The organism is Microbacterium sp. T2.11-28 (assembly GCF_950097975.1).
In the GTDB taxonomy this organism is placed as follows: domain Bacteria; phylum Actinomycetota; class Actinomycetes; order Actinomycetales; family Microbacteriaceae; genus Microbacterium.
This window is the reverse complement of the sequence record NZ_CATNHF010000011.1, coordinates 1-18,412: the sequence shown is the minus strand read 5'-3', so window position 1 is coordinate 18,412 and position 18,412 is coordinate 1. Positions and strand designations below refer to the sequence as shown.

The window sequence follows — 18,412 nt, the reverse complement described above, 5'->3', positions numbered from 1 at the left end:
GTGCCTCAACATCAACAGCTTCTACTCGCTGCTGCACGCGCAGGTCATCATCGGCGACTGGAAGGACGAGTACAACCACCACCGCCGGCACTCCTCGCTCGGCTACCTACCCCCAGCCGAGTACGCTCGACAGTGCACCCATCAAATGGAAACCGACGACTCACAGAACGTCCGGACCGAATGAAGGGGGCGGCTCAGGTTCATGGCCGGTCTGCTCGGGGTCTCCCGCGCCGGCTACTACGCCTGGGCGCGCCGCGGCCCCGCACCCTCGCCGCGCGCGGCGCGTAGGCAGGCGCTGGCCGAGCAGATCGCGCAGATCCACGAGGCATCGAACCAGACCAGCGGTTTCCGGCGAGTCCTGGCCGAGCTGCGCCGCTGCGGCGTGGCCGCATCGGAAGGACTGGTGCGAGCCCTGATGCGCGACCTCGGGATCTTCGGCGTCCAGCCCCGGAGCCGTAAGCGCACCACGATCCCCGCCGAGGACGAGATCACCCGCCCGGACCTGCTGCGCCGCGACTTCACCGCCGACGCGCCCGGGCAGCGGCTCGTCGGTGACATCACCTACCTGCGCACCTCGGAGGGCTGGCTGTACCTGGCGACAGTGATCGATCTGTTCAACCGTGAAGTGGTCGGCTGGTCGATGGCCGCCCACATGCGCGCCGAACTCGTCTGCGATGCCCTCCGGATGGCACACACCCACGATCGCCTCACACAGGGAGCCGTGTTCCATTCCGACAGAGGATCGGTCTACACCTCGGCCGAATACGCCGCCCTCGCCACCAGCTCCGGCGTGCGGCTGTCCGTCGGGCGCACCGGGGTGTGCTGGGCCAACGCCGTTGCCGAGTCGTTCTTCAGCATGCTCAAGAACGAGATGTACCACCGTCACACGTTCGCCACCCGCGCACGAGCACGGTTCCACGTCATGCAGTACATCGAGGTGTTCTACAACCGGCAGCGGCTGCACTCGACCCTCGGGTACCGCACCCCCGCCGAAGTCCGCGCCGACCACGACCATCAGACCGCGATCGCGGCCTGACCACCAAAGAGACCGTCCACGAAACTTGACACAGCCCACCTCGCATCAGTACCGCACCTGCCGCTGGGCAGTCGATGCATCACCTGTCCGAACGGAATCGACCGGCCCCACGCTGATCACCGCTCCCACACCGCCGAAACACTTCAACCGATCCGTCACTGCAGCATCATCGAGAAGCCGTCCTCGACACCGGCAGGTCCCGGGCCCGCTGGCTGTGATGTCTTCGCGCTGGCGGCGTCGGCGGGGAGAGGATTTCGCAGTGAGCAGCACCGCTCTTTCCGGGATCGAGGCGACCACCGAATCCGGCCCGCGGTGCTGCACGAAACCTTGGGGGCTCCATCGAGCCAGTAGCAATCCGGCCCGTGGTTGCCTCATCATGGAGCGGTGACTGCTGAGCGTTGCGGATCCACCGCCGATCCTGCCGAACCCCTTTCCGATGCTGAGCTGCTCATCGGCCTGGTGGTCTCACCATCCCTGAGTGCGGTGCTCGGCCCCGAGGTCACCACCTCGGTGCGCAAGATTTTGGTGCAGCGGTATCCGGGAGTGCGCTGGCAACTGAAGATGGCCGAAGACCGGCTGGTCGATCCACCCACCGAGACCTTGGACCTGCTGGAGGCAGCCCGAAACCGCGTGCTGGAGGAGAACTGGGATTTGGCCGTGGTGCTCACCGAGATCCCCCTGAAGACCGGCCGACGTCCGGTGCTCACCCAGCTCAGCCCCGTGCACGGGGTAGGACTGGTCTCCGTCCCAACCCTGGGACCCGTGCACGTGCGGCAGAAGGTGCAAGAGACCACCGTGCACGTGGTCGGGCAGCTCCTGGGCTACGACGCCGAAGACCTCAACGCCCAGCGGGATCTTGCTCGAAGAGCCCACCAGCTGTCCACCGATCTCGACGAACGCCCGGACGACAACGTCGTGCAGTTCACGGCCCGAGTGCTGAGCGGCAACGTGCGGCTGCTGCTGGGCATGATCCGCGCCAACCAGCCTTGGGCCTTCGTGGCCCGGCTCTCCCGGGCGATGGTCGTGGCAGCGGCCACCGGCATGCTGACATTGGTGGCCTCGGACCTATGGGTACTGGCCATGGCCTACGGGCCGGTGCGCCTGGTCCTGCTGGCGGTGATGGCGATCGGGGCGGTGAGTGCCACCCTGATCCTGGGAGCCGACTTGTGGGAGCGCCCACGGCGGCGAGCCCAACGTGAGCAGGTGATCCTGTTCAATTTGGCCACCACCGCCACCGTGGCCATCGGGGTTGTGGTGTTCTACCTCGGCTTATTCATCCTGTCCTGGGTCGGCGCGCTGCTGCTCATCGACGAGCAGGTACTGGCCGGTATCGCCGGTCACCCAGTGAACGCTTTGGACTACGCGAAGATCAGCTGGCTCACCGCCAGCCTGGCCACCGTGGGCGGAGCACTAGGAGCTGGACTGGAGGACGACGATGTGGTGCGCGCCGCTGCCTACACCCGGTCCAGCACCTGACACAGCCCCAGACAGAAGAAACTGAAACATCTACGCGTTGATGCCACGTCTATGCAGGTGTCATTGCCGGTCGCGATGACTTGGTGGGCTCAGCGCAGTGCGCTGCCTCGTACTCGGCGGGTGGGGCGTTGCCGAGGCGGGTGTGCGGGCGGGCGCTGTTGTACCTGTCGATCCGGGATCCGCACCGCCCTGCCGGACGCGCGGATCGCAGTCGACAAGTGGCATCTCGTCGCCCTCGCCAACCTCATGGTCACCCTGAGGCGTCCCCGGTTCTCTGCCGCTCCTATGCGGGTGCCAGCACCGGGTGGGATGGCGTTTCGAGGTCAGCGTAGTAGACGGCCTCGAACTCGTCGGGCGGGACATCGCCGAGCGTGGAGTGCAGGCGCCGGTGGTTGTACCAGTCGACCCATTCGGCGGTGACCCATTCCACGTCGTCGACGGTCCGCAGCGGCCCGTTGCGGAATGGGGAGTCGTCGCGGATGGCTTCGTTCTTGAACAGCCCGATCGTCGACTCGGCGAGGGCGTTGTCGTAGGCGTCGCCGATCGACCCGATGGACGCGGCTATGCCCTCGAGGGCGAGGGTCTCGGCGAAGCTGATCGAGGTGAACTGGCTGCCGGCGTCGGAGTGGTGCACGAGCCCGTCACCGGCGGGGTGACCGGCACGGTCGCGCCGCCAGAGACCCATCCGCAGCGCGGTGGTCACCAGCGGGGTCGTCTTGCTCGTGCTGGCATACCAGCCCACGATCGTCCGGGAGAAGCAGTCGATCACGAAGGCCACGTAGACGAACCCGGCCCAGGTGCGCACATACGTGAAGTCCGCGACCCAACGCCGATTGGGTGCCTCTGCGGAGAAGTCCCGCTCCAGCAGGTCCGGCGCACGCTGCGCGTTCCGATCTGGGATCGTCGTCCGCACGCGCTTGCCTCGCACGAGCCCGCCTATGCCGAGTTGCCGCATCAGCCGGTCCACGCGCCGCTTCGACACGGCCAGACCGCGTCGCCGCAGGAGCGCGGTCATCTTCCGCCGGCCATACATCGACTCCGGCGTCACCTTCCCGTTCTCGTCGACGCGAGCGGCGAGGATCGCGTCGATCACCGCCGCGTCCTCCAGATCGCGGTTGCTGGGCTGGGCAGTCTTCCAGGACCGATAGGTTCGCGCGGCGACCTGCACGCCCTGCTCCCGCAGGACATCGCAGATCGACTCGACCGCGCGGCCCTTGGCGCGCTGCTCGTCGATGAACGAGACGATCAGCGCTTTCGGGGGTCGAGCTCCCCGGCGAAGAAAACCGCCGCGTCCCGCAGGATCGCGTTGGCCTCACGCAGCTCGCGGTTCTCGCGCTCGAGCTTGCGGATCCGCTCCGACTCGGTCGTGCTGACCCCTGCCGGTCGCCGGCGTCGACCTGCGCCTGCCGCACCCACCGGCGCAAGCTCTCAGCGCCGAAACCGAGCCGCTTCGACACCGTCTCGCACGCGGTCGTGAGGTTCGGGTACTCATCGAGGTGATCGAGCACGAGCCGGATAGCGCGCTGCTTCGTCTCCTCCGGAATCCTCTTCGGCATGATCATCATCTTCCTTCCAGACTCGAAAGGAAGCGGCATCAAACCGGGGACGGTTCAGGCTCCGTTCGTCAGGCAAATGACTTGCGAAATGTCTTCGTGCGGTCCATTCTGGCGTCAAAGCTAGTTTCGTTCGCGCATCTGCTTGGACCACATCGTCCAGGTGGGGTCTACACCTCCGACCGCCGAACAAACATTGGCAGTGGAGTTATAGCGACTCAGCGTAAATGTGGAGGTGGTGAGATGGTTACCTCATGTGCGGACCTGCGCGTCGCTCAGCAGATGGATCCGCGCTCGATGTCGGTCGATCTGTCCCGAGAGGGCGACGAGTACGTTCCTGGGGCGAACCTGCCAGGCATCGCCTCGGAGTCCATCGAGCTGGGTGGGCGGCCGGCCGCTCACCGTCCGCGCGGTGAGCGGCCCAGTCCGCGACCGCCGGCGCGAAGTGGTTCACCGCCGAACGGCCCCCACGGGCAATTCATGCGGCTGCTGGGACTGGCGCCCGGCATCGATAGCGACAGCGTCACCGCCAGCTGCGACCTGGGCGTCCTGCGGGTGGTGATGCCCATCGAGCAGCCCGCCGTCCGGAAAGGTCCCCCTGAAGCAGCCTGCTTCCTGACTCTGGGCACTCAGCCCTGCGCCTGCGCCGATCCTGGCGCGCTCTTTGACGACCCCTGAAACGTGTCTCACGCGACAAGAAAGGAACAATCATCATGGCCAAGGCAGTAGGAATCGATCTGGGAACCACGAACTCCGTTATCGCCGTCTGGGAGGCCGGCGAGGAGAAGGTCATCCCGAACGCGGAGGGAGCCCGCACTACCCCGTCGGTGGTCGCTTTCACCGAGGACGGTGAACGGCTGGTGGGGCAGCTTGCCCGCCGGCAGAGCATCCTCAACCCGAAGGGCACCATCTCGTCCGCCAAGCGGTTCATCGGCCGGTCCTTCGACGAGATCAAGGAGGAAGCCAACGCCGTCGGCTTCGACGTCGTGGAAGGCCCCAACGGCGAAGCACGGTTCAACATCCGCGGCAAGCAGTACGCGCCGGAGGAGATCAGCGCCCAGGTGCTGCGCAAGCTCGTCGACGACGCCAGCAAGTTCCTCGGTGAGAAGGTGACCGAGGCCGTCATCACCGTTCCCGCCTACTTCAACGACGCCCAACGCACCGCGACCAAGGACGCCGGACGCATCGCCGGGCTCGAGGTGCTGCGCATCATCAACGAGCCCACCGCCGCCGCACTGGCGTACGGAATGGACAAGAAGAACCACGAGACCATCCTGGTGTTCGACCTCGGTGGCGGCACGTTCGATGTCAGCCTCCTCGACGTGGGCGACGGGGTCGTCGAAGTGCGATCCACCGCCGGTGACACCCACCTGGGCGGCGACGACTTCGACCGCCGGCTGGTGGACTACTTTGCCGACGAGTTCAAGAACGAGAACGGCATCGACCTGCGCAACGACCCGCAGGCGCTGCAGCGACTGTTCGAGGCGGCCGAGAAGGCGAAGGTCGAGCTCAGCTCGGTGTCCCAGACCCAGGTCAGCCTGCCCTTCATCACTGCCGACGCCAGCGGACCCAAGCACCTCACCATGACCGTGAAGCGGTCCAAGTTCGAAGACCTCACCGCTGACCTCGTTGAGCGGTGCCTCGGTCCGGTGCGTCAGGCGATGGCCGACGCGAAGGTCAGCGAGAACGATATCGACGAGGTCATCCTCGTGGGCGGTTCCACCCGCATCCCCGCTGTCCAAGCGCTCGTCAAGCGGCTCACCGGCGGCAAGGAGCCGAACATGACGGTGAACCCCGATGAGGTGGTCGCTGTGGGCGCCGCCATCCAGGCGGGCGTCCTCAAGGGCGACGTCGACGACGTGCTGCTGCTGGATGTCACCCCGCTGTCGCTGGGTGTGGAGACCCGCGGTGGCGTGATGACGAAGATCATCGAACGCAACACCACCATCCCCGCCCGACGCAGCGAGGTGTTCTCCACGGCCGAAGACAACCAGCCGTCGGTGGAGATCGTTGTCTTGCAGGGCGAGCGGGAGAACGCCGCAGACAACCGGGTGCTGGGCCGGTTCCAGCTCACCGGCATCCGCCCCGCTCCTCGCGGTGAAGCGCAGGTGGAGGTCACCTTCGACATCGACGCGAACGGCATCCTGCACGTGACGGCGAAGGACAAGGACACCGGCACCGAGCAGGGCATCACCATCAGCGACACCTCGAATCTGGACCAGGGCGAGATCGACCGGATGATTAAGGAAGCCGAGCAGCACCGTGCTGACGACCAGGCGCTGCGCCAGGCCGTGGACGCCCGCAACGAGCTGGACTCCGCCGCCTACCAGGTCGAGCGGGTACTGCGTGAGCTCGGCGACGCTGCACCGGAGCACGAGCGTGCCCGCGCGGAGCTGCTCATCACGCAGGCCCGCGAGGCAGTGCAGAACAACGTCGGCGAGCAGGAAGCGAAAGAGCGCACCGGCGAGCTGCTACAGGTTGCGCAGTCCCTTGCTGCAGCCCGCGCGAACGCCAGCCACGCTGAGCAGCCCGCTCAGGACGACGAAGACGACGTCGTCGACGCCGAATTCGACAAGTAGCACGGAGGGAGGATCGCGATGGTCGAGGAGCAGAACGAGGACACGCGGGCCGTGGACCTGCTGAACGACGACCTCACCGACGTGTCCCCGGAGGAGATCCGCGCCGCGCAAGCAGCGGTCGCCGCCCAGTTGGAGACGGCCGAGGACCGGTGGCGCCGGGCGGCGGCGGACTACGACAACCTCCGCAAACGGATGGCGCGCGAGATCCAGACCGTCCGCGAGCAGGAGCGGCGGCACACCGCCAAAGCCTTCTTGCCCGTCGTCGACGGGCTGGACCGGGCGCTCAGCTTCGGGGTGGACCTTGACGAGGGCGTTCTGGGTGGCATGCAGGCCATCCGGGCGCAGGCCGCTGATGCGTTGCGCGCACTCGGTTACCCCGAGATTGTCATCGACGGTGCGGAGTTCGACCCGCAGCTGCACGAGGCGGTCTCGGTGGTCGAGGATGCCAGCGTCCCGCCGCGCAGCATCCTCGCCGTCACTCGCCCCGGGTTCGGAACGCCTGAGCGGATGCTGCGACCGGCTGCGGTCGTGGTCACCCGCAGGCCGGATGAGGAGTAGGAGATGGCGGAGGATCTCTACAGCGCGCTCGGGGTCTCCCGGTCGGCGGATCAGAAGGAGATCCGCCGCGCCTACCGGGAGAAGGCCCGCAAGTTCCACCCGGACGTCAACAAGACCCCGGGGGCGGAGGAGACCTTCAAACGGATCAGTGAAGCCCACGATGTGCTGTCGGACCCGGAAACCCGCTCACAGTACGACCGGTTCGGTGAGAACTTCCGGCAGTACGCCGCCGCGGACGCGGCTCGCTCCTCCGAGCAGCCGCGCCGCAGCGGGGGCACCCGATACACGTGGAGCGGGGGCGGCGCGCAGAGCTCGAACTGGGAGGACCTCTTCGGGGGCGGCTTCGGTGGTTTCGGTCGCGGCGCCGACCACACCGCGGAGCTGGAGATCACCGTCGAGGAGGCCTACCGGGGCGGGCGGCGCACCGTGCAGGTCGCGTCCCCGTACGGCGGCGCGCAGGAGTACACCATCGACATCCCAGCGGGCGCTGTCGACGGGCAGCGGCTGCGGATCTCGGGCGCAGGCGGAGCGGGCGCCGACGGACAGGACGGGGACCTGCTGGTCACGCTGCGCGTGAAGGACAGTAAGCGGTACCGGCTCAGCGGCGCGGACATCGAAACGGACCTTCCCATCTCACCGTGGGAGGCGGCGCTGGGCGCGGATGTCAGCGTGCCCACCCCCGGCGGCCCGGTCACCGTGCACGTTCCGCCCGGCTCGTCCACTGGCAGGCGGCTCCGCCTGCGCGGGCAGGGGATGCCCCGCAGAGGACAGCCAGGAGACCTGTATGCGCGGGTGAAGGTCGTCGTTCCGCGCACTCTCAGCAAGAAGGAGAAGGAGCTGTTCGAACAGCTCCGCGACGAATCGTCGTTTGATGCCAGGAGAGGATCATGACCTCACATCACCTGCCCGTCCGTGTCGCCCGGGCCGACCTGGCGGCGACCGCGGTGGCCGCAGGTATCCACCCGGATACGCTGCGGAAGTTCGTCGAGCTGGGGCTGGTCACCGCCCACGTCGACACCAGCGGCCGGCTGTGGTTCGCCGGTACCGTCCCCGCCCGCGTGCACACCATCGTGCGTCTGCACTCCGATCTTGCCGTGAACTACGCCGGCATCGCACTCGTGCTCGACCTGCTCGCCCGCATCGAGCAGCTCGAGCAGCACCGGACCATCCGACTCGAAGGAGACACCCCATGGACATGAACTCACTCACTCAGAAGTCGCAGGAAGCGCTCACCTCGGCCCAGAGCATCGCGGTCCTGGCCGGTCAGATCGAAACGGACGAGGAGCATCTCCTGCTCGCACTGCTGCAGCAGGAGGAGGGGCTGGTTCCCCGACTGCTGCAGACAGCGGGTGCTGACGTGGAAGCGGTACGCGCCGACGTCGAAGCGGAGATCGCCCGCAAGCCCAGCGTCTCCGGGTCCTCCCCGCAGACCGGTCAGGTGTACGTGAGCCGCAGCCTCACCTCCACCCTGGAACGGGCGGAGCGGGAGGCAAAGCGGCTGAAAGACTCCTACATCTCCGTGGAGCATCTCGTTCTGGCCCTCGCCGACGACTCCTCCAACCGTGCCGCGTCCCGCGTGCTGCGCGGGCACGGTATCACCCGGGAGAGCTTCCTCAGCGCGCTCACCAAGATCCGCGGCAACCAGCACGTCAACTCCGCCACCCCCGAGCAGACGTACGAGGCGCTGGAGAAGTACGGCCGTGACCTGGTCGCTGACGCCCGGTTGGGCAAGCTTGACCCGGTCATCGGGCGTGACGCGGAGATCCGCCGGGTCATCCAGATCCTCTCCCGCAAGACCAAGAACAACCCCGTCCTCATCGGCGAGCCCGGTGTCGGAAAGACCGCCATCGTGGAGGGCCTTGCCCAGCGGATCTTGCGTGAGGACGTGCCCGAGGGCCTCCGCGACAAGACCGTGTTCTCGCTGGACCTGTCGGCCCTGGTAGCCGGCGCGAAGTACCGGGGCGAATTCGAAGAGCGAATGAAGGCAGTCCTGGCGGAGGTGAAAGCAGCGGAGGGACGCATCCTGCTGTTCATCGACGAGCTGCACACCCTGGTTGGGGCGGGAGCGACCGAAGGGGCGATGGACGCCGGCAACATGCTCAAGCCGATGCTCGCACGCGGCGAGCTGCACCTCATCGGTGCCACCACCCTCGATGAGTACCGCAAGCACATCGAGAAGGATGCTGCCCTGGAACGCCGGTTCCAGACGGTGATGGTCGAGGAGCCCGACGTGGAGGACGCGATCTCCATCCTCCGCGGCCTGCGCGAACGGCTGGAGATCTTCCACGGTGTCCGCATCCAGGACAGCGCATTGGTCGCTGCCGCCGTGCTGTCCCACCGGTACATCTCCGACCGGTTCCTGCCCGACAAGGCCATCGACCTCATCGACGAAGCCTGCGCGCGACTGCGAACCGAGATCGACTCAATGCCCGCTGAGCTCGACGAGCTGACCCGGCGGGTGACCCGCCTGGAGATCGAGGAAGCGGCGCTGTCGAAGGAAACGGACCCTGCCAGCAAGAAACGGCTGGAGGAGCTGCGCCGGGAACTGACCGACCTGAAGGCGGAGGCGGACTCCAAGCGCGCCCAGTGGGAGGCGGAGCGTCAAGCGATCCGCAAGGTCCAGGAGCTGCGCAGTGAGCTGGAGCGGCTGCGGCGGGAGGCGGAGGAAGCTGAGCGCTCCTACGACCTCAACCGTGCCGCTGAACTGCGGTACGGGGCTATCGCTGACGCGGAACGACGCCTGCGCGCCGAGGAGGAGCGTCTCACCTCCAAACAAGGCGGGCAGCGGCTGCTGCGGGAGGTGGTCACCGAGGACGAGATCGCCGAGATCGTCGCAGCGTGGACGGGGATCCCCGTGGCCCGGCTGCAGGAAGGTGAACGCAACAAGATCCTCACCCTGGACGCCACCCTCAAGGAGCGGGTGGTCGGTCAGGATGAGGCCATCACGCTCGTCAGCGACGCGATTATCCGTGCCCGCTCCGGCATCCGCGACCCGCGCCGACCCATCGGCTCGTTCATCTTCCTCGGCCCCACCGGTGTGGGAAAGACCGAACTGGCCAAAGCGCTCGCGCAGGCACTGTTCGACAGCGAGTCGGCGATGGTCCGGCTGGATATGAGCGAGTACCAGGAACGTCACACCGTCAGCCGGCTGGTCGGTGCACCTCCCGGGTATGTGGGGTATGACGAGGGCGGGCAGCTGACCGAGGCGGTGCGCCGCCACCCGTACAGCGTGGTCCTTTTCGACGAGATCGAGAAAGCGCACCCGGACGTGTTCAACACGCTGCTGCAGGTCCTCGACGACGGCCGCATCACCGACAGCCAGGGACGCACCGTCGACTTCCGCAACACCATCGTCATCATGACCTCCAACATCGGAGCTCACCATCTGTTGGGCTCCGATGGCGGCGCGATCCCCGATGACGTGCGAAACGTTGTGCTCGGTGAGCTGCGCGCCCACTTCCGCCCCGAGTTCCTCAACCGGGTGGATGACATCGTGGTGTTCTCGCCGCTGGGTCGCGAACAGATCCGGGACATTGTGGAGCTGCAGTTCACCGACCTGCGCTCCCGGCTGGCCGAGCGTCAGATCCGCATCGAGTTGACGCCCGCGGCACGCCAGCTCATCGCCGACCGCGGCTACGACCCCGTATACGGTGCGCGTCCGCTGCGACGCTACATCAGCCATGAGATCGAGACTCGGCTGGGCCGTGCGCTGCTGAGCGGGCAGGTGGTGGACGGGTCGACGGTCACGCTGGATGTGCAGGACGGCGACCTCGTCTTCAACATCGCGGCGCCCGTCGAAGAGGAGGACGCGGTGTGAGCGCAATTGTGACCTGCCCCAACTGCGGCAAGCGGAACCGTGTCCCCGCCGCCGCGTCTGGGTACCCGCGGTGCGGCGTCTGCAAAAGCACCGTGCCGTGGATCGTCGACGCGGGTGACGCGGATTTCGCCGAAGTGGTCGAGAAGGCCCCGCAAGTGGTGCTCGTGGACTTGTGGGCGACCTGGTGCGGACCATGCCGGATGGTCAGCCCCGCCCTCGAGAAGGTCGCCACGGAACGTGCCGGCAAGCTCAAGCTGGTGAAAGTGGACGTGGACGCCGCACCGGAGACGGCCCGCAAGTTCTCCGTCCAGGCGGTGCCGACCCTGCTCATCCTCGACCAAGGGAACGTGCTCTCCCGCCAATCCGGTGCCGCCCCGCCGGACGTGCTGCTGCGCTGGGTGGACGAGGCGCTGCAGAAGAAGGCAGATTCGGCCGGCGGTGCCCCATGAGATACGTCGACCCGCACGTCCCGCTCATCCGCCCGGTCCGTGCCCGCACGCCGGGGGAGTGTGAGGACTGTGTGGCCGTGGGTGCGGGGTGGCTGCACCTGCGGATGTGTCGCACTTGCGGGAAGGTAGGGTGTTGCGATTCGTCCCCGATGCGGCATGCCCGCGCCCACGTGCTTGCCTCCGGGCATCCCATCGTCCGTTCACTGGAACCGGGCGAGGACTGGAGCTGGTGCTACGTAGACGAAGCGTACCTATGAGCGATCTGCTCGCCACCGACCGCAGTGAAGCCTCCCAGGCTGAGACGCCTGACACCATCGGCGCTTTCCCGCGGCTCAGTGACGAGCATATCGCCGTGCTACTCGACCGAGGCACGCGTCGCACACTCACGGACGGGGAGGTTCTCATCAGGCCCGGCGAACACCCCTCGTCCCTCTACGTTGTCCTGGAAGGGCACCTGCTCACCGCAGACACCGAACCTGCGGCAGACCCGCGTCACTCCGATAAGCCGTTGGCGGTCGGGGTGCACGGCCACGGCCGGTTCGTGGGAGACGTCGGGCTGCTGGAGGGGCAGCCGTCTTTCGTGTTCGTCTCCGCCATCGGCGCCGCCGAGGTGGTGGAGGTGCCTGTCGATGAGCTGGAGGCCATCGTCACCTCGGACCCGCTGTTGGGTGAGATCATCCTGCGGGCCTACCTCATCCGCCGCTCCCTGGCCATCGGGGCGGGAGCGGGCCTGCGGATCGTCGGCTCCTGCTTCTCCCCGCAGACTCGGGATCTGCTGGACTTCATCGCGCGGAACCGGCTGCCCCACCGGCTGGTGGACTTGGATGAGGACGAGAAGGCGGAGCGGCTGGTCCGCCAGCTCGGCGCCACCGTCGCCGACTTCCCGCTGGTGATCCTCGGCGGCTCGCGCACCGTCCTGGGTGCCACCCCGGCACGGCTTGCCGAAGAGTTGGGGATGCGCCCGCCCGCCCCACCGGCCACCTGCGATGTCGTCGTGGTCGGCGCTGGGCCGGCTGGTCTTGCCGCGGCGGTGTACGCAGCCTCCGATGGGTTGTCGGTCTACCTGTGCGACGCGGTCGCCACCGGCGGGCAGGCGGGAACGTCAGCGAAGATCGAGAACTATCTAGGGTTTCCTGCCGGAATCTCCGGCACTGAGCTCGCCGACCGCAGCCTCCTGCAAGTGCGCAAGTTCGGTGCCACGTTGGACATCCCGACCACGGTCCAGGAGGTCGTGGAGGATGAGGACCGCTTCCGGGTGATCTTCGAAGATGGCAGTGAGGTCACCTCAGATGTGGTGGTCCTTGCCACCGGGGTGCGATACCGCTCGCTTCCCGCCGCGGGGCTGGACCGGTTCCAGACCTCGAACGTGTTCTACGCGGCAACAGCGCAGGAAGCGCGGATGTGCGTAGACACACCTGTCGCTGTTGTCGGCGGCGGCAACTCCGCCGGACAGGCCGCGCTGTTTCTTGCCCGCACGTCCTCCCGTGTGCACCTTGTGGTGCGCGCCGCGGACTTGGGAGCGGGAATGTCCAGATACCTGGTGGACCAGATCCAGCATCACCCTCGTATCAACGTGCTGCTGTCCTCGGAGGTGGTGGAAGCACACGGCGACAACCGTTTGGAGGCGGTCACGGTCCGTCACGGTGACGTGCTGGAGAAGTTCCGCGTGGGGCACGTGTTCGTCTTCGTCGGCGCCGCTCCGGCGACGACGGGTTTGAAGGTCGATGTGGCACGCGATCCTGACGGGTACATCCTCACCGGCGCGGAGGCGGAGCTGGCTGGCGTGCGGACGGAAGGAAACCCCCGCTTCTCTTTGGAGACCACCATCCCCGGGGTCTTCGCTATCGGCGATGTGCGGCACGGGTCTGTGAAGCGAATGACCTCGGCTGTGGGTGAGGGCGCCAGTGCGGTCCGGCAGATCCACGAGTACCTGAACGAGGGTCGTCACAGTCGGGTGTGCTCATGAGCTCCGACATCCAGGGACACGTGACGCCGCACGCCTCCCCGAACCCGGCAGCCGTGGGAGAACCCGCGGGTCCTACGGTGGCACAGGCGGGCGTGGCGGGCGAGATCCGCTCGACGTTGCGTCGGATGAGGTGGTTTCGCCGCATGCCGGTGCTGCATATCGCCGAGGAACGCGGCGAGGGTCCGACAGTGCTGCTGCTGCACGGCATCGCCTCCTCGTCGGTGACGTTTCACCACGTGATCCCGCTGCTCGAGCGCACCCACCGGTGCATCGCCATCGACCTGCTCGGCTTCGGCGAGTCGCCGGCGCCGGAGTGGGCGGACTACACCCTGGCCGACCATGTCGCCGCTATCGAGCGGACGGTCGCCTCGTTGCGGCTGCGGGAGCCGTTCATTGTGGTCGGGCATTCGATGGGCGCGCTCATCGGCGCCCGGTACGCCGCCCGGCGGCAAAAGCGAGTCGCGAAGCTCGTGATGGTCAGCCCACCTATCTATCTCGCACCCCATGAAATCGGGGACGTCATCGAGCGAGTGCGGATGGACTTCTACCTGCGGCTCTACGAGTACCTCCGCACGAACCGGGAGTTCACCCTCCGGCATGCTGCGCTGGTACAGCGGCTGCTGCCCATCCCCAAAGCTGTAGATATCACTGAACGCAACTGGGAGCCATTCATCAAGTCGTTGCAGCACTCCATCGAGTCACAGACCACCCTCAGCGACATCGCCCATGTCAAAGCCCCCATTGAAGTCATCATGGGCGACCTCGACGAGTTCCGCTCCGAAGCCGTGCTGCGCATCGTGGAGCGGATGAAGGGGGTCACCGTTCGGCGTGTGCGGGCAACGAACCACCTCATCGGCAAGCGCCTCGCCCAAATCGTCGCTACGACAGTGACCACAGAGTAATCGAACGGGTGCCACTCCCGTGCCGATATGAAGGTCGAAAAACAATGAGGTAGTAGTAGCACCGATGGGGTGAACCAAACTAACATGGGCACCGTCCGAGACATCCGACGCCACCATATCGGGAAGGAATCGATTCACTATGACAACGTCCTCCGATCCTTTCGGCGAACTTGACCGCCTCGCATCGAGCCTTCTGCAGGCTCGTCCAGGACCGCGGCTGATGCCGGTCGACTTGTACCGGGAAGCTGACCGTTACATTCTCACCGCCGACCTACCCGGAGTCGAACCGGAGTCGGTAGACATCGACGTCGACGGTCAGCTGCTGACCATCCGCGCCCAGCGCACTGCACCCCGCACCGAGGGAGCCAAGTGGCTCGTTCAGGAGCGACCCGCGGGCACCTACCTCCGCCAGTTCAGCATCGGCGAGGGTGTCGACTCAGCCAACATCTCCGCCTCCTACGACAACGGCGTGCTCAGCCTGGTCATCCCAGTAAGCGAAAAGGCAAAACCCCGCAAGATTCATGTCCTGAGTCAGCACTCGACTCAGGAGCAACGCCCGGCCGGAGACCCATCGACGAGCCAAAGTTAGCCAGACGACAAGCCCCACACCGACATAGAACATGCCGCGGATGTAGGGCACGGAACAAACCACCTCGATGCTTCTCGTTCGCGGCACGCGCCGAAAGCAAACAAGGGCGACCCTTTTCCCTGATGCCGAACGGCGCAACACCCGTCCTTGCAAGACCGGAAGACGGGCGTGCACCCAGCCTTCTGGTCTTAGCACGGTGGTTCATCCAGTTTCACTAAAGGAGTAAGCCCATGACCAGCCCCGATGCCCCTCGCAACAACCCTCCGGAACAGGACGCTAGGGAGCTCTCGTTCACCAATGACCCCCGCTGGAAACAAACGATCGCGCGGTTCTCTGACTACGCCAGTGCACAGGCAGCGGTCGACCGTCTTTCCGACGCCGGCTTCGCTGTGGAACGAGTGGCGATCGTAGGGCTCGACGTTCGTGTTGTCGAGCAGGTACTCGGGCGCTTGACAGGAGGAAAGGCTGCGCTAAGAGGCGCAGCCGTTGGAGCGTGGTTCGGTGTTCTGCTAGGTCTGCTGTTCGGGCTGTTCGCCCCCGGATTCGGTTGGCTGGCCATCGTGATCATCTCGGTCGCCTCTGGCGCAGTTTGGGGCGCTTTGCTCTACTTCCTTGGACACCTGGCTACGGGCGGCCGACGGGACTTCGACTCACAGGAGACCCTCGAGGCGGGCCACTACGAGGTCCAAGTGGAAGCACCATACGCTGCGGAGGCCGCTCGTCTCCTCGCGGACCAGACCGCCCACCCCGGAGACTGAAAAGGCGCTCCCCGTCAGTCTCCGTTTCGATGGCGCCGCGAGCGCCCTACACGAAGAGGTCCGTCGAGAATCAAGCAGTATCGGTCCTGTTGCGCTCCGCGATTCCGCCATCCTCGTGGAAACTGACCCGTTGTCCGGAGACAATCTTCGAGACGTTGATCGATCGGATGAAGTCCCTGAAGTGCCTGCTGTCACCCGTCGAAGTTCCGGCGTGGAGCCCTTGGACTTCGAGGGGTTCGGGCGTGAGGAACCGAAAGGGTTCCAGTTTGACCTGCCCCCCCGGAAAGGGTTCCAGTTTGACCTGCCCCCCGGAAAGGGTTCCAGTTTGACCTGCCCCCCGGAAAGGGTTCCAGTTTGACCTGCCCCACGGAAAGGGTTCCAGTTTGACCTGCCCCACGGAAAGGGTTCCAGTTTGACCTGCCCCACGGAAGGGTTCCAGTTTCGGTGGCTAACTGGTGGCCTGATCCGGAAGGCTCGTCCCCATGCCCCGCCCCTATCCGCCGGAGTTCCGTGCGCGCGCTGTCGCGCTCGTGCGTGCCGGCAAGCAGGCCAAGCAGACCGCTGTCGAACTGGATCCGCCAGGACGACATCGACCAAGGCCGCCGACCTGGGGTCCCGTCCTCGGAATCGGCGGAGCTGCGCGCCGCGAAGGGCCGCATCCGCGAGCTCGAGACAGAGCTGCTGATCGTCCGACAGGCGGCGAAGTTCCTCGACGAGGAGCGCCCCCGCCCAAAAGGACGCTTCTATGCCTCGTGTCAAGTCATGCGGGCGCGTAGTTCGCGGTAGAGCGCTCGGCAGACGTAGCGTTTCAGGCAGCGTCGGATCTCGCGGTTGGAGAGTCCTTCGGCTCGGCGGCGGGAGGCGTACTCACGGGTGGCGGGGTCGTAGCTCAGGCGTGTGCGGACGACGACGTCGACTGCGCGGTTGAGTTGGCGATCGCCGGACCGGGAGAGGCGGTGGCGGGTGGTGTTGCCGGATGACGCGGGCAGCGGGGCGATGCCGCCGAGCGCGGCAAACGCAGCTTCTGATCGAACGCGGCTGTGGTGGGAGTAGGCCGCGACCAGGATCGCGCCGGTCACGGCTCCGACTCCGGGGACTGCCTGCAGCCCCGGCGCCAGCGCTTCCGTGAGCTGCCCGAGCTGGCGGTGGTTCTCTCGCAGAACTTCGGTTTGCTCGAGCACGGCTCTGGCGAGTCGCCGTGCTTCTTCGCGGAACACCCGAGTTGTCGCGTCGTCGCGATTCGTGCGCCAGGCTGCGATCGTCGCGATCTGGGCGTCTGTGAGCGGCTTGCGGGCGTCGACCGAGAGCTCGATGCTGCGGACAAGGGCGGTGAGGGCGTTACGGTTTGCGGTGCGCTGCTGATCGATGAGTGCGCGGGCAGCCAGGAGTACGCGCAGTGCAGTCCGGTCCCCGCTTCGGCGTGGCTGGGCGAGCTTGTCGAGGTCTTCTCTGATCACGCTTCTTGCGGCGGCTTCCGCGTCGATCGGGTCGGACTTCCCGGTGCGGGCGCGTGACGGTCTGGCGATCGGTCGGATCTCCGTAACTTCGAACCCGCTCGCAGCCAACGCCGCGGCGATGCCCGCGCCGTAGGAGGACGTCCCCTCGATGGCCGCGAGTGTCGTCGTCCCCTGGGAGCGTCGCGCGATCCAGGAGAGCGCGCGGTTGGTGCCGGCGGTAGTGGTGGGGAAGGTGGCCGTGTCGATGATGCCGCCGGTGCGGGTCTCGACGAGGCAGTAGGTGTGTGTTCGGGCGTGGGTGTCGATGCCGACGACGTGTTCGAACTGATCGGCGACTGTGGTCATGCGAGCTCCTCTGGGATGTCAGCACTTCGGCGGGCTGGCTCGGGTGGGGTCGCTCAGAGACACATCTGTAATGAGTCACGCCATTGCGGGCGGACAGGCTTCTGATCAAGGCATCTGCGCGGGCAGGCCGAGCCGCGGCACGGTCGCGGACACGTCCTTTTCAAGACACCGCCGCGAGCGGCGGGTCGGTTCTACCCGGAGTCACACGACCGAGCCGAGGCCCAGCCTGTCAGCCGGCCGCAGGCCCGCCAGAATCCATTACAGCTCTTCCCGGTGATCGACCGCCTCGCCGACGCCGGGATCCCGATCGACCGTTGCTGCCGCGTCCTCGGAGTTGCTAGGCAGCACTACTACCGAGTGAAACGAAGCCCCCTGCAGTAAGCGCCCGGCCCGTCTTCGGCGCCTCGTGCCACACATGGGGTGTGACACTTCTTGTGGACAGTCGTTACCAGGAAGGGACGACGAGACGAGATGTCTTTAAATCGCAGGAAGTTCACCGATGAGTTCAAGGCCGACGCGGTCCAGCTCGTCGTGCAGGGCCAGCGGCCGATCGCGCAGGTCGCGCGGGAGCTGGAGATCAACGAGAGTTCGCTCGGGTACTGGGTGAAGACGTACCGCCAGCAGCACCCGGATCCCGAGACCGCCCCGGCGCCGGTGGACGCGGCGCGGATCGCGCGGCTGGAGGCTGAGAACCGGCGCCTGGCGGAGGAGAACGCGTTCCTGAAAGAAGCCGCGGCCTTCTTCGCGAGGGAGCAGAAGTGAGCGAGAAGTTCGCGCTGATGCACGCGGAGAAGGCCACCTACAAGATCGGGTTTGGGCTGACCCCGTTTCGTAGGTCCAGTCGTTATGAGAGTCGTCCTGTTGTCCGCGGTCGCGGGCAGGGAGACTGGTCAGATCATGACGAACAGCAGGAAGCGTCACACCCCG

General features: G+C 66.4%; 15 protein-coding genes and 3 pseudogenes. 16 read left to right on the top strand and 2 right to left on the bottom strand.

Translation table 11 applies throughout. From position 1 onward, the window contains the following. The 3 genes from QQZ13_RS06990 to QQZ13_RS06980 all read left to right on the top strand — a co-directional run. Positions 1–184 (top strand): integrase core domain-containing protein (locus QQZ13_RS06990; protein ID WP_284528310.1); only part of this gene is annotated, 184 nt, incomplete at its 5' end. Between the two features lie 18 nt (positions 185–202). Then, a complete protein-coding gene (locus tag QQZ13_RS06985; RefSeq protein ID WP_284528309.1) occupies positions 203–1,036 on the top strand; it encodes an IS3 family transposase in 834 nt (277 codons plus the stop codon). 384 nt (positions 1,037–1,420) lie between these two features. Beyond that, the gene (locus QQZ13_RS06980) at positions 1,421–2,512 is read left to right on the top strand and encodes a hypothetical protein (protein ID WP_179608815.1); all 1,092 of its coding nucleotides are present in this window, start codon (positions 1,421–1,423) and stop codon (positions 2,510–2,512) included. A 283-nt stretch (positions 2,513–2,795) separates the two neighbouring features. Here the strand turns inward: QQZ13_RS06980 and QQZ13_RS06975 are convergent. Continuing rightward, positions 2,796–4,068: pseudogene (locus QQZ13_RS06975) on the bottom strand (IS3 family transposase). A 710-nt stretch (positions 4,069–4,778) separates the two neighbouring features. Here QQZ13_RS06975 and dnaK point away from each other — a divergent pair. From dnaK to QQZ13_RS06915, 12 genes and pseudogenes are all read left to right on the top strand, one after another. Then, positions 4,779–6,644 (top strand): molecular chaperone DnaK, encoded by a 1,866-nt coding sequence (gene dnaK / locus QQZ13_RS06970; protein WP_284528308.1) that lies wholly within the window; start codon positions 4,779–4,781, stop codon positions 6,642–6,644. Positions 6,645–6,662: 18 nt separating this feature from the next. Next, the gene (locus QQZ13_RS06965) at positions 6,663–7,202 is read left to right on the top strand and encodes a nucleotide exchange factor GrpE (protein WP_087132769.1); all 540 of its coding nucleotides are present in this window, start codon (positions 6,663–6,665) and stop codon (positions 7,200–7,202) included. Between the two features lie 3 nt (positions 7,203–7,205). Next, positions 7,206–8,093, top strand: a complete 888-nt coding sequence (locus QQZ13_RS06960) for a DnaJ C-terminal domain-containing protein (protein ID WP_087132768.1) — start codon at positions 7,206–7,208, stop codon at positions 8,091–8,093. Next, complete coding sequence (locus tag QQZ13_RS06955; RefSeq protein ID WP_087132767.1) at positions 8,090–8,401, top strand: chaperone modulator CbpM; 312 nt, start codon at positions 8,090–8,092, stop codon at positions 8,399–8,401. The genes QQZ13_RS06960 and QQZ13_RS06955 overlap by 4 nt, the downstream gene beginning before the upstream one ends. Further along, complete coding sequence (gene clpB, locus QQZ13_RS06950; RefSeq protein ID WP_284528307.1) at positions 8,392–11,019, top strand: ATP-dependent chaperone ClpB; 2,628 nt, start codon at positions 8,392–8,394, stop codon at positions 11,017–11,019. Before QQZ13_RS06955 ends, clpB begins: the two co-directional genes overlap by 10 nt. Next, positions 11,016–11,468: a thioredoxin gene (trxA, locus tag QQZ13_RS06945; RefSeq protein ID WP_284528306.1), complete on the top strand. Its 453-nt coding sequence runs from the start codon at positions 11,016–11,018 to the stop codon at positions 11,466–11,468. Before clpB ends, trxA begins: the two co-directional genes overlap by 4 nt. Further along, on the top strand, positions 11,465–11,725 hold the full coding sequence (locus QQZ13_RS16305; RefSeq protein WP_342395261.1) for a UBP-type zinc finger domain-containing protein: 261 nt from the start codon (positions 11,465–11,467) through the stop codon (positions 11,723–11,725). The genes trxA and QQZ13_RS16305 overlap by 4 nt, the downstream gene beginning before the upstream one ends. Continuing rightward, positions 11,722–13,434 carry an FAD-dependent oxidoreductase gene (locus QQZ13_RS06935; RefSeq protein WP_284528305.1) on the top strand — a complete coding sequence of 571 codons (1,713 nt, stop codon included), beginning with the start codon at positions 11,722–11,724 and terminating at the stop codon, positions 13,432–13,434. Before QQZ13_RS16305 ends, QQZ13_RS06935 begins: the two co-directional genes overlap by 4 nt. Further along, entirely contained in the window at positions 13,431–14,336 is a 906-nt protein-coding gene (locus tag QQZ13_RS06930; RefSeq protein ID WP_284528304.1) for an alpha/beta fold hydrolase, read from the top strand. The genes QQZ13_RS06935 and QQZ13_RS06930 overlap by 4 nt, the downstream gene beginning before the upstream one ends. Positions 14,337–14,475: 139 nt before the next feature. Next, positions 14,476–14,925 carry an Hsp20/alpha crystallin family protein gene (locus QQZ13_RS06925; RefSeq protein WP_179608799.1) on the top strand — a complete coding sequence of 150 codons (450 nt, stop codon included), beginning with the start codon at positions 14,476–14,478 and terminating at the stop codon, positions 14,923–14,925. Between the two features lie 230 nt (positions 14,926–15,155). Next, entirely contained in the window at positions 15,156–15,683 is a 528-nt protein-coding gene (locus QQZ13_RS06920; protein WP_284528303.1) for a general stress protein, read from the top strand. Positions 15,684–16,165: 482 nt separating this feature from the next. Continuing rightward, positions 16,166–16,403 (top strand): annotated as a pseudogene (locus tag QQZ13_RS06915) (transposase); the annotation flags it as partial. Between the two features lie 35 nt (positions 16,404–16,438). On the opposite strand, the gene QQZ13_RS06910 reads toward QQZ13_RS06915, so the two are convergent. Then, positions 16,439–17,485: an IS110 family transposase gene (locus tag QQZ13_RS06910; protein WP_179608796.1), complete on the bottom strand. Its 1,047-nt coding sequence runs from the start codon at positions 17,483–17,485 to the stop codon at positions 16,439–16,441. Between the two features lie 471 nt (positions 17,486–17,956). Between QQZ13_RS06910 and QQZ13_RS06905 the strand changes: the two are divergent. Next, positions 17,957–18,297, top strand: a pseudogene (locus QQZ13_RS06905) (transposase); the annotation flags it as partial. Between the last annotated feature and the right edge of the window lie 115 nt (positions 18,298–18,412).

Excerpts from the sequence above, each read along its gene's own strand:
- QQZ13_RS06985 (WP_284528309.1), top strand. The coding sequence starts at position 203 with ATGGCCGGTCTGCTCGGGGTCTCCCGCGCCGGCTACTACGCCTGGGCG.
- dnaK (WP_284528308.1), top strand. The coding sequence starts at position 4,779 with ATGGCCAAGGCAGTAGGAATCGATCTGGGAACCACGAACTCCGTTATC.
- QQZ13_RS06965 (WP_087132769.1), top strand. The coding sequence starts at position 6,663 with ATGGTCGAGGAGCAGAACGAGGACACGCGGGCCGTGGACCTGCTGAAC.
- QQZ13_RS06960 (WP_087132768.1), top strand. The coding sequence starts at position 7,206 with ATGGCGGAGGATCTCTACAGCGCGCTCGGGGTCTCCCGGTCGGCGGAT.
- QQZ13_RS06955 (WP_087132767.1), top strand. The coding sequence starts at position 8,090 with ATGACCTCACATCACCTGCCCGTCCGTGTCGCCCGGGCCGACCTGGCG.
- clpB (WP_284528307.1), top strand. The coding sequence starts at position 8,392 with ATGGACATGAACTCACTCACTCAGAAGTCGCAGGAAGCGCTCACCTCG.
- QQZ13_RS16305 (WP_342395261.1), top strand. The coding sequence starts at position 11,465 with ATGAGATACGTCGACCCGCACGTCCCGCTCATCCGCCCGGTCCGTGCC.
- QQZ13_RS06935 (WP_284528305.1), top strand. The coding sequence starts at position 11,722 with ATGAGCGATCTGCTCGCCACCGACCGCAGTGAAGCCTCCCAGGCTGAG.
- QQZ13_RS06930 (WP_284528304.1), top strand. The coding sequence starts at position 13,431 with ATGAGCTCCGACATCCAGGGACACGTGACGCCGCACGCCTCCCCGAAC.
- QQZ13_RS06925 (WP_179608799.1), top strand. The coding sequence starts at position 14,476 with ATGACAACGTCCTCCGATCCTTTCGGCGAACTTGACCGCCTCGCATCG.
- QQZ13_RS06920 (WP_284528303.1), top strand. The coding sequence starts at position 15,156 with ATGACCAGCCCCGATGCCCCTCGCAACAACCCTCCGGAACAGGACGCT.
- QQZ13_RS06910 (WP_179608796.1), bottom strand. The coding sequence starts at position 17,485 with ATGACCACAGTCGCCGATCAGTTCGAACACGTCGTCGGCATCGACACC.